The organism is Nocardioides sp. Z35_8 (assembly GCF_059621125.1).
In genome coordinates this window covers 124448-137370 of record NZ_JCAQIE010000002.1, presented here as the reverse complement: position 1 = coordinate 137370, position 12923 = coordinate 124448, and the positions used below count along the sequence as shown (strand labels likewise).

The 12923-nt window shown below is 72.4% G+C and carries 13 protein-coding genes; 12 read left to right on the top strand and 1 reads right to left on the bottom strand.

Annotation, left to right across the window (positions count from 1 at the left end):
• Positions 1-11: 11 nt before the first annotated feature.
• From AC54T2_RS12420 to AC54T2_RS12365, 12 genes are all read left to right on the top strand, one after another.
• On the top strand, positions 12-1028 hold the full coding sequence (locus AC54T2_RS12420) for a S66 family peptidase (protein ID WP_186340841.1): 1017 nt from the start codon (positions 12-14) through the stop codon (positions 1026-1028).
• Positions 1029-1075: 47 nt separating this feature from the next.
• Complete coding sequence (locus AC54T2_RS12415) at positions 1076-1750, top strand: 4a-hydroxytetrahydrobiopterin dehydratase (RefSeq protein ID WP_496666324.1); 675 nt, start codon at positions 1076-1078, stop codon at positions 1748-1750.
• Between the two features lie 205 nt (positions 1751-1955).
• A complete protein-coding gene (locus AC54T2_RS12410) occupies positions 1956-3773 on the top strand; it encodes an acetolactate synthase large subunit (RefSeq protein ID WP_186340843.1) in 1818 nt (605 codons plus the stop codon).
• The gene (ilvN, locus tag AC54T2_RS12405; protein WP_186340844.1) at positions 3770-4324 is read left to right on the top strand and encodes an acetolactate synthase small subunit; all 555 of its coding nucleotides are present in this window, start codon (positions 3770-3772) and stop codon (positions 4322-4324) included. The genes AC54T2_RS12410 and ilvN overlap by 4 nt, the downstream gene beginning before the upstream one ends.
• Before the next feature lie 67 nt (positions 4325-4391).
• Positions 4392-5420: a ketol-acid reductoisomerase gene (ilvC, locus tag AC54T2_RS12400; protein ID WP_277395297.1), complete on the top strand. Its 1029-nt coding sequence runs from the start codon at positions 4392-4394 to the stop codon at positions 5418-5420.
• Positions 5421-5439: 19 nt separating this feature from the next.
• On the top strand, positions 5440-6240 hold the full coding sequence (locus AC54T2_RS12395; RefSeq protein ID WP_496666323.1) for a class I SAM-dependent methyltransferase: 801 nt from the start codon (positions 5440-5442) through the stop codon (positions 6238-6240).
• A 56-nt stretch (positions 6241-6296) separates the two neighbouring features.
• On the top strand, positions 6297-7160 hold the full coding sequence (efeU, locus tag AC54T2_RS12390) for an iron uptake transporter permease EfeU (protein WP_496666322.1): 864 nt from the start codon (positions 6297-6299) through the stop codon (positions 7158-7160).
• A 16-nt stretch (positions 7161-7176) separates the two neighbouring features.
• Positions 7177-8352 (top strand): iron uptake system protein EfeO, encoded by a 1176-nt coding sequence (efeO, locus tag AC54T2_RS12385; protein WP_496666321.1) that lies wholly within the window; start codon positions 7177-7179, stop codon positions 8350-8352.
• Positions 8349-9635: an iron uptake transporter deferrochelatase/peroxidase subunit gene (gene efeB / locus AC54T2_RS12380; protein ID WP_496666532.1), complete on the top strand. Its 1287-nt coding sequence runs from the start codon at positions 8349-8351 to the stop codon at positions 9633-9635. Before efeO ends, efeB begins: the two co-directional genes overlap by 4 nt.
• A gap of 37 nt (positions 9636-9672) precedes the next feature.
• Positions 9673-10011, top strand: a complete 339-nt coding sequence (locus AC54T2_RS12375) for a hypothetical protein (protein ID WP_496666320.1) — start codon at positions 9673-9675, stop codon at positions 10009-10011.
• Between the two features lie 51 nt (positions 10012-10062).
• Positions 10063-11583 (top strand): purine-cytosine permease family protein, encoded by a 1521-nt coding sequence (locus AC54T2_RS12370; protein WP_496666319.1) that lies wholly within the window; start codon positions 10063-10065, stop codon positions 11581-11583.
• 37 nt (positions 11584-11620) lie between these two features.
• Complete coding sequence (locus tag AC54T2_RS12365; protein WP_496666318.1) at positions 11621-12334, top strand: DsbA family oxidoreductase; 714 nt, start codon at positions 11621-11623, stop codon at positions 12332-12334.
• Between the two features lie 15 nt (positions 12335-12349).
• On the opposite strand, the gene AC54T2_RS12360 is transcribed toward AC54T2_RS12365, so the two are convergent.
• A complete protein-coding gene (locus AC54T2_RS12360) occupies positions 12350-12922 on the bottom strand; it encodes a YdeI/OmpD-associated family protein (protein ID WP_186340848.1) in 573 nt (190 codons plus the stop codon).
• Between the last annotated feature and the right edge of the window lies 1 nt (position 12923).

Sequence of the window (12923 nt, the reverse complement as noted above, 5' to 3'; positions counted from 1 at the left end):
AGACTGGTGCCATGGCCCGAGCACCCCTCTTCCCACGCCCGCTGCGCCCCGGCGACCGGATCGGGGTGACCGCCCCGTCGGCGGGCGTCGAGGGCGACGGCGTGGCGCGGATGGACTTCTGCGTCGACTGGCTGCGCGGGCGCGGCTACGAGGTGGAGGTCGGCGAGTTCCTGGTCGGGGGCGGGCTGACCGCCGGCCCGGCCCAGCAGCGCGCCGACGAGCTCACCCGGATGCTGGCCGATCCCGACATCGCGTGCGTCATCCCGCCGTGGGGCGGCGAGACCGCGATCGACCTCGTCGACCTGCTCGACTGGGACGCGCTCGCCGCGGCCGAGCCGACCTGGCTCGTCGGCTACTCCGACCTCTCGACCGTCCTCGTCCCGCTGACCACCCGCCTGGGCTGGGCCACGATCCACGGCGACAACCTCGCCGACACGCCGTACGCCGTCCCCGACGGGCTGCTGCACTGGCTCGACCTGGCCGGCGGGCCCGGTCCGTTCGTGCAGCGCGACTCCGGGCTGGTCACCGACTGGGTGCGCTTCGAGCAGGACCCCCGGGCGACCGAGTGGACCCACGTGGGCACCGGGTCGTGGCAGGTCGAGGGCGGCGGATCGCTCGACGTGTCCGGGCGGCTGATCGGCGGCTGCATCGAGACGGTCGCCAACCTCGCCGGCACGCCGTACGGCGACGTGCGGGCCTGGGCCGAGGGCCTCGACGAGCCGACGATCGTCTACGTCGAGGCGTGCGAGGACCACGCTGTCGACATCTGCCGCTTCCTCCACGGCCTCCGGCTGGCGGGCTGGTTCGACCGGGCGGCCGCGGTGCTCGTCGGCCGCACGGGCGCGCCCGACCACCCCGACCTCACCCAGCGCGAGGCCGTGCTCGATGCCGTGGGTCGTCTCGACCTGCCGATCGTGTGGGACCTCGAGATCGGGCACGTGCCGCCCCACCTGCCCCTGGTCAACGGCGCCCTGGCGCGCGTCGTCGTCGACGACGCCACCCACGAGATCACCCAGACCCTGGCCTGAGCCGACGGGGGTGGTCGCCGTCGGTGCCGAGTGGCAGGGTCGGGCCCATGAGCGATCCGAAGGCACGACTGCGCCACGACGACATCCTCGCCGCTGGCCTCGACGACTGGCGCAAGGTGCTCAACCGACTCAAGGCCCGCTTCCGCACCGGTGACTTCGCCACCGGCCTGGAGCTGGTCGACCGGATCGGTGCGGCCGCCGAGGAGGCCGGCCACCACCCCGACGTCACGCTGACCTATCCGGAGGTCGTCGTGACGCTGAGCAGCCACGACGTCGGAGGCATCACCAGCCGTGACCTCGACCTGGCCCGGCGGATCAGCGAGCTGGCCGCCGAGCTCGGAGCGGTGGCCGACGTCTCCGGGCTCACCGAGATCGAGCCGGCGCTCGACACGGCCTCCGCCGAGCGGCTCGGCGACTTCTACGCCGCCCTGCTCGGCGCGCAGGCCGGCCCCGGTGGGGTCGTCGACCCGAGCGGGCAGGTGCCCGGGGTGTGGTTCCAGACGCCCGACGGGGATGGCGGGGCGCCACTGCCCGAGCGCGACCACGAGCAGCGCTGGCACCTCGACGTGTGGGTGCCGCACGACGAGGCCGAGCGGCGGCTTCAGGCCGTGCTCGACGCCGGCGGGCGCCTCGTGAGCGACGCCGACGCCCCGGCGTTCTGGGTCGTGGAGGACGCCGACGGCAACCGGTCGTGCATCTGCACGCCGCTGGAGCGCGGCTGAACGACGCCTGTTCTCCACATCGCGAGACTCGCGTTCCGAATGGTGGGACGCCTGTCACACTTGCTTGACGCCGGACCACCCCGGCGACGACGGTATGTCGCATGCGCACCGAGATTCTTGTACGCACGCGACGCGTGAGCTGACGGCCACCGGCCCAACGCACGCGCGTCACCCCTCGTCGCCCACCGGGCCGAGGGGTTTTTTCATGGCCCAGAGCCGACGTAGACGCAGCAGGAGAGAGAAGGACATGACGCAGCAGGGCGGACAGGGAAGCGGACCGGTCACGGGCGCACAGAGCCTGGTGACGTCCCTCGAGGCGGCCGGCGTGACCGACATCTTCGGCATCCCGGGCGGTGCGATCCTCCCGGCCTACGACCCGCTCATGGACTCCACCCGCATCCGGCACATCCTGGTCCGGCACGAGCAGGGCGCCGGCCACGCCGCGCAGGGCTACGCCGCGGCCACCGGCCGGGTGGGCGTGTGCATGGCGACCTCGGGTCCGGGCGCGACCAACCTGGTCACGCCCCTCGCCGACGCCTACATGGACTCGGTGCCGATGGTCGCGGTGACCGGGCAGGTGGGTGCCTCGATGATCGGCACCGATGCCTTCCAGGAGGCCGACATCCGGGGCATCACGATGCCGATCACCAAGCACAACTTCCTGGTGACCGACCCCGCCGACATCCCGCGCACCGTCGCCGAGGCGTTCCACATCGCCTCGACCGGTCGGCCCGGCCCGGTGCTGGTCGACGTGGCCAAGTCGGCGCTGCAGGCCCCGACGACGTTCGCCTGGCCCGACGAGCTCCACCTGCCGGGCTACCGCCCGGTGACCATCCCGCACCCCAAGCAGATCAAGGAGGCGGTGCGCCTCATCCGCGAGGCCAAGCGTCCCGTCCTCTACGTCGGCGGTGGCGTGATCCGGGCCCGCGCGTCGCGCGAGCTCGCCCAGCTCGCCGCCCTGACCGGCATCCCCGTCGTGACCACGCTGATGGCGCGCGGCGCGTTCCCCGACAGCCACCCCCAGCACCTCGGCATGCCCGGCATGCACGGCACCGTGGCCGCGGTCGCGGGGCTGCAGAAGAGCGACCTGATCATCAGCCTGGGTGCGCGCTTCGACGACCGGGTCACCGGCAACCTCGACTCCTTCGCCCCGGGCGCGCTGGTGATCCACGCCGACATCGACCCGGCCGAGATCGGGAAGAACCGCCACGCCGACGTCCCGATCGTCGGCGACTGCCGCGAGGTCATCTCCCAGCTCGTCGAGCTCCTGCAGGCCGAGGGCGCCGACGGCGACTACGAGGCGTGGGTGGCGTTCCTCGCCGGGGTCAAGCAGAAGTACCCGCTCGGCTACGACGCCCCCACCGACGGCTCGCTCGCGCCGCAGTACGTCCTCGAGCGGCTCGGCGCCATCGCCGGCCCCGAGGCGATCTACTGCTCCGGCGTCGGCCAGCACCAGATGTGGGCGACCCACTTCGTGGGCTACGAGAACCCCAACACGTGGCTCAACTCCGGCGGCCTCGGCACGATGGGCTACGCCGTCCCCGCCGCGATGGGCGCCAAGGTCGGCATGCCCGACAGCACCGTCTGGGCGATCGACGGCGACGGCTGCTTCCAGATGACCAACCAGGAGCTCGCCACCTGCGCGATCAACGACATCCCGATCAAGGTCGCGATCATCAACAACGAGTCGCTCGGCATGGTGCGCCAGTGGCAGACGCTGTTCTACAACGAGCGCTACTCCAACACCGACCTGCACTCCAAGCGGATCCCCGACTTCGTCAAGCTGGCCGACGCCTACGGCTGCGTGGGCCTGGCGTGCGAGTCGCCCGACGAGGTCGACGCCACGATCGAGAAGGCCATGGCGATCGACGACCAGCCGGTCGTCGTCGACTTCCGCGTCCACCGCGACGCGATGGTGTGGCCGATGGTGGCCGCCGGCACCAGCAACGACGAGATCAAGTACGCACGCGACCTCGCGCCGCAGTTCGAGGACGTGCAGGACGACTGGGAGGTCCGGGCATGAGCGCCGCCAACAAGCACACGCTGAGCGTCCTGGTCGAGAACCAGCCGGGCGTCCTGGCCCGCATCGCGAGCCTGTTCTCCCGCCGCGGCTTCAACATCGACAGCCTGGCGGTCGGCCCGACCGAGCACCCGGAGGTCTCGCGGATGACCATCGTGGTCAACGTCGACGAGTCGCCGCTCGAGCAGGTGACCAAGCAGCTCAACAAGCTCGTCGAGGTCATCAAGATCGTCGAGCTCGACGGCCCCGGGTCGGTCAACCGCGAGCTGCTCCTGGTCAAGGTCCGCGCCGACGCCGCCACCCGCGGTGCGGTGCTCGACGCCGTCCAGCTCTTCCGCGCCAAGGTCGTCGACGTGGCGCCCGACGCCGTCACGGTCCAGGCCGTCGGCAACTCCGACAAGCTCGCCGACCTGCTGCGGGTGCTCGAGCCCTTCGGCATCCGCGAGCTCGTGCAGTCCGGCATGGTGGCCATCGGGCGCGGCTCGCGCTCGATCAGCGAGCGCACCCAGCGCCCCGTCGCCGTGCCCGCACCCGTGTCCGCCATCGCCACCTGATCCACCCCCACCTGATCCCGCCCAACTGATCCACCCCGAGCAACACACCGACGAAGGAGAGCCCCCAGTGGCTGAGATGTTCTACGACGACGACGCCGACCTGAGCCTGATCCAGGGCAAGAACGTCGCGGTGATCGGCTACGGCAGCCAGGGCCACGCCCACGCCCTGTCGCTCCGCGACTCCGGCGTCGACGTCCGGATCGGGCTGCAGCCCGGCTCCAAGAGCCGCGACAAGGCCGAGGCCGAGGGCCTGCGCGTGCTCACCCCCCGCGAGGCGGCGGAGGAGTCCGACGTGATCGTGATCCTGGCTCCCGACCAGCACCAGCGCACGCTCTACGCCCAGGAGATCGAGCCGGCGCTCACCCCGGGCGACACCCTCGTCTTCGGGCACGGCTTCAACATCCGCTTCGGCTACATCACCCCGCCCGACGGCGTCGACGTCATCATGGTCGCCCCCAAGGGCCCGGGCCACCTCGTGCGCCGCGAGTACGTCGACGGGCGCGGCGTGCCGGTGCTCGTCGCGGTCGAGAAGGACGAGTCGGGCAAGGCGTGGGACCTCGCGCTGTCCTACGCCAAGGCCATCGGCGGCCTGCGCGCCGGCGGCATCAGGACCACCTTCACCGAGGAGACCGAGACCGACCTCTTCGGCGAGCAGGCGGTGCTCTGCGGTGGCGCCTCCCAGCTCGTGCAGTACGGCTTCGAGGTGCTCACCGAGGCCGGCTACCAGCCGGAGGTGGCCTACTTCGAGTGCCTCCACGAGCTCAAGCTCATCGTCGACCTGATGTACGAGGGCGGCATCGCCAAGCAGCGCTGGTCGGTCTCCGACACCGCCGAGTTCGGCGACTACGTCTCCGGCCCGCGGGTGATCACCCCCGAGGTGAAGAAGAACATGGAGGACGTGCTCGCCGACATCAAGAACGGCGCGTTCGCCGAGCGCTTCATCACCGACATGGACAACGGGTCGCCCGAGTTCACCGCGTTCCGCGAGACGGCCGAGAGCCACCCGATCGAGCAGACCGGTCGCGAGCTGCGCAAGCTGATGTCCTGGGTCAAGTCGCACGACGCCGACTACACCGAGGGCAGCTCGGCGCGCTGATCCGCCAGTCAGCACGTCAGTGAGCACCTACACCCACGGGCACGCCGAGGCCGTCCTGCGCTCCCACCGGTGGCGCACGGCGGCCAACTCGGCGGCCCACCTCCTGCCGCACCTGCACGACGGGCAGCGCCTGCTCGACGTCGGGTCGGGTCCCGGCACCATCACCGCGGACCTGGCCCGGCTCGTGCGGGAGGTCGTCGCCGTCGAGATCGACGAGACGGCGGCGGCGTTGACGCGCACGGAGCTCGAGCGCCAGGGCGTCACCAACGTGAGGGTCGTGGTGGGCGACGTCCACGCGCTCGACCTCGACGGCGCCCTCGGCGGGGCCTTCGACGTCGTCCACGCGCACCAGTTGCTCCAGCACGTCCCCGACCCGGTCGGGGCACTCCGCGAGATGCTGCGGGTGACCCGGCCGGGCGGCGTGGTCGCCGTGCGTGACAGCGACTACGGCCACTTCTCCTGGCACCCCGCATCGAGCGGCCTCGACCGGTGGCTCGAGCTCTACGAGGCCGCCGCGCGCGCCAACGGCGGCGAGCCCCACGCGGGCAGGATGCTCCTCGCCTGGGCGCACGCCGCCGGCGCCACCGATGTGGTCGCCGGGTCGTCGACGTGGTGCTACGCCACCCCGGCCGACCGCGAGTGGTGGGGCGGCCTCTGGGCCGACCGCATCACCACGACCGCGCTGGCCCGCCAGCTGGTCGACGAGGGACGCGCCTCCGTCGAGGAGCTCGCCGAGGTCGCGGCCGGCTGGCGCGCCTGGGCCGTCCACCCCGACGGCTGGTTCTCCGTCCTGCACGGCGAGGTGCTGATCAGGGCCTGAACGATCCGTGCGACCAAAGTATTAGGCAAGGCTAACCTCAGGTGTAGCCTGCAGTGGTGCTGGCGAACTACCTGATCGGGCTGCGCGAGGGGCTGGAGGCGGCCCTCGTGGTGAGCATCCTGGTCGCCTACCTGGTCAGGACCGAGCGCCGCCACCTGCTGCCCCGGGTGTGGGCGGGCGTGGGCGTCGCGGTCGGGGTGAGCCTCGCCTTCGGCGCCGCGCTGACCTTCGGTCCCCGCGGTCTCACGTTCGAGGCGCAGGAGCTCATCGGGGGCGGGCTCTCGATCGTCGCCGTCGCGTTCGTCACCTGGATGATCTTCTGGATGGCCTCGGCTGCCCGCAGCCTGAGCGGCGAGCTCCGCGGCCGCATCGACCAGGCCGCCGAGGGCGGGCGCTGGTCCCTCGTGGTGGTGGCGGTGCTCGCGGTGGGCCGGGAGGGGCTCGAGACGGCCCTGTTCCTCTGGGCCGCGACCAAGGCCGGCACCCGCGGCGGCGTGGGCACGGTCGCGTCGACGTGGGAGCCGCTGCTGGGGGCCGCGCTCGGCATCCTGACCGCCATCGCCCTCGGCTACCTGATCTACCGCGGCGCCATCTCCATCAACCTGTCGCGCTTCTTCACCTGGACCGGCGGCTTCCTCATCCTCGTCGCGGCAGGCGTGCTCGCCTACGGCGTCCACGACCTGCAGGAGGCCCGTTTCCTGCCCGGCCTCGACGACCTGGCCTTCGACGTGTCCGACACCGTCGACCTCAACAGCTGGTACGGCGCCCTCCTCAAGGGCGTCTTCAACTTCTCGCCCGCCACCACCAAGCTCGAGGCGGCCGCGTGGCTGCTCTACGCCGTGCCGGTCATGGTCCTGTTCCTCGTCGGCGCCCGCCGACGCTCCACCACCCCCGCCGCGCCGTCGCGCGCGGCCGCCTGACAAGGAAGCCCCGCACATGCGTACGACCCTCGCGGTGACCGCCCTGGTCGCCCTGCCCCTCCTCGGGGCCTGCACCGACAACGCGGACGGCGGGCCTGCCGCCGCAGGCGGGGGAGGCTCCGACGCCCGGGCGCTGACGGTCGAGTCCTCCGCCGACGCGTGCACGCTGTCGGCCACCGAGGCGCCCGCCGGGACGCTGACCTTCGACGTCACCAACACCGGCGACCAGGTCACCGAGTTCTACCTGCTCGGCGAGGACGGCCTGCGCATCGTGGCCGAGGTCGAGAACGTCGGGCCGGGCATCAGCCGCGCGCTCACCGTCGACGCGCCCGCCGGGACCTACGTCACGGCCTGCAAGCCGGGCATGACGGGTGAGGGCATCCGCGGGGACTTCACCGTCACCGAGTCCGACGAGGAGGTGGCGGTCAGCGCCGACGAGCAGGAGCTCGTCGACCGGGCCGAGGCCAACTACGCGGCCTACGTCGAGGACCAGTCCGCGCAGCTGCTGGAGAGGACCGCGGAGTTCGTCGACCTCTACAGGGCCGGCGACGACGACGCGGCCCGCGCGCTCTACCCGGTCGCGCGCACCCACTGGGAGCGCATCGAGACCGTCGCTGAGTCGTTCGGCGACCTCGACCCGATGATGGACGCGCGCGAGGCCGACCTCGAGCCGGGGCAGGAGTGGACCGGCTGGCACCGCATCGAGAAGGACCTCTGGCCGCAGCGCGCCGAGGAGTACACCCCGCTCACCGACGCCGAGCGCGCGACCTACGCCGACGACCTGCTCGCCAACACCGAGGAGCTCGACTCCCGGGTGCAGGAGCTCACCTACACCGTCGACGCGATCGCCAACGGCTCGCGCGGCCTCCTCGAGGAGGTCGCCACCGGCAAGGTGACCGGCGAGGAGGAGTACTGGTCGCGCACCGACCTCTGGGACTTCCAGGCCAACGTCGACGGCGCCCGAGTCGCCTGGGAGGGCGTGCAGCCGATCGTCGAGGAGAAGGACCCCGACCTCGCCGACCAGCTCACCACCCGCTTCGACGCGCTCCAAGCGCTCCTCGACGAGCAGCGCCGCGGCGACGGCTTCGTCAGCTACGACCAGCTCACCCCCGAGCAGGTCAAGGCGCTCTCCGACGCCGTCAACGCCTTGTCCGAGCCGCTCTCGCGGCTGACCGCGGCGGTGCTGTCCTGACCGAGCGGCCGACCCCCACCGGGCTCAGCAGGCGTGGCCTGCTGGGTGGCGGGGTCGCGCTCGCCGGCGCCGCGGGGGCGTTCGCCGCGGGCCGGACGTCCGCGCACGCCGGCGCGGACGGCACGCCGGGCGCCGGCACCGGCCGCTCGGCGACGTACGCCTTCCGCGGCGCGCACCAGGCCGGCATCGTGACCCCGGCACAGGACCGGCTGCACTTCGCGGCGTTCGACGTGCTGACCGACGACCGCGACGAGCTGGTCGGGCTGCTCGAGCAGTGGACGCTCGCCGCCGAGCAGATGACGGCGGGTCGTCCCGCCGGGGACGGCGCGGTCGGCGGCGACGTCCGGTTGCCCCCCGACGACACCGGAGAGGCCCTCGACCTGCCCGCCAGTGGCCTCACCATCACCTTCGGTTTCGGGCCGTCGCTCTTCCGCGACGCCGAGGGCCGCGACCGCTTCGGGGTCGCTTCGCGCCGGCCCGCGGCGCTGCGCGACCTGCCGCACTTCCCGGGCGACGCCCTCGACCCGGCGCGCTCCGGGGGCGACCTGTGCATCCAGGCGTGCGCCGACGACCCCCAGGTCGCCGTCCACGCCGTGCGCAACCTCGCCCGCATCGGGTTCGGCACGGTGTCGGTGCGCTGGTCGCAGCTCGGCTTCGGCCGCACCTCGACGACGTCGACGTCGCAGTCGACGCCCCGCAACCTGTTCGGCTTCAAGGACGGGACGGCCAACGTCAAGGCGGAGGAGTCCGCGGCCCTGGACGAGCACGTGTGGGTGGGCGACGACGACGCGCGCGCCGGCTGGCTGGCCGGCGGCTCCTACCTCGTCGCCCGGCGGATCAACATGGCCATCGAGGTGTGGGACCGCCAGCCGCTCGGCAACCAGGAGATGTTCGTCGGCCGCACCAAGGGCACCGGCGCGCCGCTCTCGGGCGGTGAGGAGATGACCGAGCCCGACTTCGACATGCCGGGCAGCAACGACCAGCCGGTGATCCCGACCGACGCGCACGTCCGCGTGGTGCACCCGAGCGCGCACGGCGGCGCGCGGATGCTGCGCCGCGGCTACAACTTCGTCGACGGTTCGAACGCCCTCGGCGGCCTCGACGCGGGCCTGTTCTTCATCGCCTACGTCCGCGACCCCGCCACCCACTTCGTCCCGGTGCAGCGGGCGATGTCGAAGGACGACGCGCTCGTGGAGTACCTGCGGTTCACCGGTTCGGCGGTGTTCGCGGTGCCCCCGGGCATCGGCGCGGGCGAGCACGTCGGCCAGGCGCTGTTCGCCTGACGCCGCGCGCGGCGTCAGGGGCGGTAGGGTCGGCGCCATGATCCTGCGCAGATGGCGGGGAGCAGTCCGGGCCGAGGACGCCGAGGCCTACCTGCGCCACCAGGACGACACCGGAGTCCGCGACTACCGCGCCACCGAGGGCAACCTCGGCGCACTCGTGCTGAAGCGGCACCGCGACGACGGCCTCGTCGAGGTGGAGACCCTCTCGCTGTGGGGCTCCATGGACGACGTACGCCGGTTCGCCGGCGACGAGCCCGAGCGCGCGGTGTTCTACCCGGGCGACGACGACCTGCTCGTCGAGAAGGACCCGCACGTCGACCACTTCGAGGTGACCGAGGCCGACCTCGACCCCCGGCTCCTCGGGCCCCTCGGCTGACGCAGGGGTGCGGTGCTGGATACCGGGCCACCGGTGCGCGACGATGCGGTCATGAGCCACACCACAACCCCGGCGTCGGGCCTGGAGCAGACCCGCCGCCTCGGCGTCGAGACCACCGGCATCGAGATCATCGAGGAGTCCGCGCGCACGGCGCGACCGCGCGACCTGTTCTGGCCGTGGTTCGCGGCCAACGTCTCGGTCTTCGGCATCAGCTACGGCTCGTTCGTGCTGGGCTTCGGCATCTCCTTCCTCCAGGCCCTGGTGGTCACGGTGGTCGGCGTCGTGGTGTCGTTCGCCCTGTGCGGCGTCATCGCCATCGCCGGCAAGCGGGGCTCGGCGCCCACCATGGTGCTCAGCCGCGCGGCGTTCGGCGTCGACGGGCAGAAGGTGCCCGGCGTCGTGTCGTGGCTGGTCTCGATCGGGTGGGAGACCTTCCTCGCGATCCTCGCCGTGCTCGCGACGGCGACGATCTTCGAGCAGCTCGGCTGGTCGGGCGGCACCACCACGCAGGTCGTGGCGACCCTCGTGGTCGCGGCCCTGATCGTCGCGGCCAGCGTCGCCGGCTACCACGTGATCATGCGGATGCAGTCGGTGCTCACCTGGCTCACCGGCATCGCCACGCTGGTCTACGTCGGCCTCACCCTCGACGAGATCGACTGGACGGCCGTGAGCGACATCCCCAGCGGCAGCGCCCAGCAGATGGTCGGGGCGCTGGTCATGGTGATGACCGGCTTCGGCCTCGGCTGGATCAACATCGCCGCCGACTGGTCGCGCTACCAGCGCCGCGACACCAAGGGCTCGGCCATCGTCGCCTGGAACACCTTCGGCGGGGCCGTCGCCCCGGTGCTGCTCGTCGTCTTCGGCCTGCTGCTCGCCGGCTCGTCCGACGAGCTGAGCGCCGGCATCGTCGACGACCCGATCGGCACCCTCGGCACGCTGCTGCCGACCTGGTTCCTCGTGCCGTTCCTCCTGGCCGCGATCCTCGCGCTGGTCAGCGGCGCCGTCCTCGGCATCTACTCCTCGGGCCTGACGCTCCTCTCGCTGGGCGTGCGGATCCCGCGGCCCGCGGCGGCGTTCGTCGACGGCCTCATCCTGACCGCCGGCACGATCTGGGTGGTCTTCTTCGCCGAGGACTTCCTCGGGCCGTTCCAGAGCTTCCTGATCACCCTCGGTGTGCCCCTGGCCGCGTGGGCGGGGATCATGATCGCCGACATCGCGCTGCGCAAGCGCGACTACGACGACGAGGCGCTGTTCGACAGCAGCGGCCGCTACGGCAGCGTCGACTGGACCTCCATCGCCACGATGGCGGGCGCCTCGGTCGTCGGGTGGGGCCTGGTGGTCAACAACTTCGCCGCCGACGCCACCTGGAACAACTGGCAGGGATTCCTGCTCCACCCCCTCGGCCTGGGCACCTACGTCGACGACCCCGCCGGTCCCTACTGGGACGGCAACTGGCCCTACGCCAACCTCGGCGTGCTGCTCGCCCTCGTCCTCGGGTTCGCGGTGAGCTACGTGGCCCGCCGCGCGAAGGTGCGGGCCCAGGAGGCCGACGCCCCGCGCGTCGCCGGCTGACCGGAACAAACCGCCGCCCGGACGGCGTTGGGCCCGCGTGAAGATCGAGATCTGGTCCGACGTCGTCTGCCCGTGGTGCTACATCGGCAAGCGCCGCATCGAGAGCGCCCTGGCGCAGTTCGCCCACGCCGACGAGGTGGAGGTGCGCTGGCGCTCCTACCAGCTCGACCCCGGGGCGCCGACCGAGCCGACCGAGACGACGACGACGATGCTGCAGCGCACGTACGGGCAGTCGCCGAGCGGCGCGCAGCAGATGCAGGAGCGCGTCGAGGCCGTCGCGGCCGAGGAGGGGCTGGTCTACCGGCTCTCCGAGACGATGCACCTCAACACCGTCGACGCCCACCGCGTGATCCACCTCGCCGACCAGCAGGGCGGACCCGCGCTGCAGGGCCGCGTCAAGGAGGCGCTGCTCGAGGCCTACTTCACCCAGGCCCGCAACGTCGCCGACCACGACGTGCTGCGCGAGATCGCGCTCGCGGCCGGGCTCGACGCGACCCGGGTCGAGGAGGTGCTGTCCTCGCGCGAGCTCGAGCAGGACGTGCACGCCGACATGGCGCAGGCCCAGGCCTACGGAGCCAGCGGCGTCCCGTTCTTCGTCGTGGACGAGAAGTACGGCGTCTCCGGCGCCCAGCCGACCGAGGTGCTCACCCAGGTGCTCGAGCGCGCGTGGTCGGAGTCGCACCCGGCCATCGAGGTGCTGGCGGGCGCCGACGGCGGGGACGCGTGCGGCCCCGACGGCTGCGCCATCTGACCGCCTGCGACCGGCCTACCGGGACCTCTCGCCGCGCCCGGCCTTCTCCGCGGTCGTCTCCACGCGCGCCGCCCGCGTCTCGGGTCGCTTGGCCAGCACGATCCACGTCAGGATCAGCTTCTGCGCCGACGCCGACCACGACTCCCAGTGCTCGCGCGCGCCCGGGTGCCGCTCGAAGGCGGCAGCGAGGTCGTCGGGCACGACGAGGTCCTCGACCGCGTCCATGAGCGTCCACATGCCCGTCTCCTTCGCGACGGCCACCGCCGCGGCCCCCGCCGGCTCCAGCAGGCCGGCCTCCTGCAGGCGCGCGATCCGGCCCTTGTTGATCCGGGTCCACATGCTGCCCCGGCGCCGCGGGGCGAACCACTGCATCGAGCGCTGCTCGTCGAGCGGCTTCACCGTCGAGTCGACCCAGCCGTAGCGCAGCGCCTCGAGGACCGCCACCTCGTAGGTGAAGGGTCGCTCCGTGGCCCGGCGCGGGCTCACCAGCCACACGCCGTCGGGCTGCCGGTGGTGCTCGACCAGCCACGCGCTCCACTCCTCGACCGTCCGCGGCTCCAGCCGCTCGGCGTCGTCCATCGCACCCATG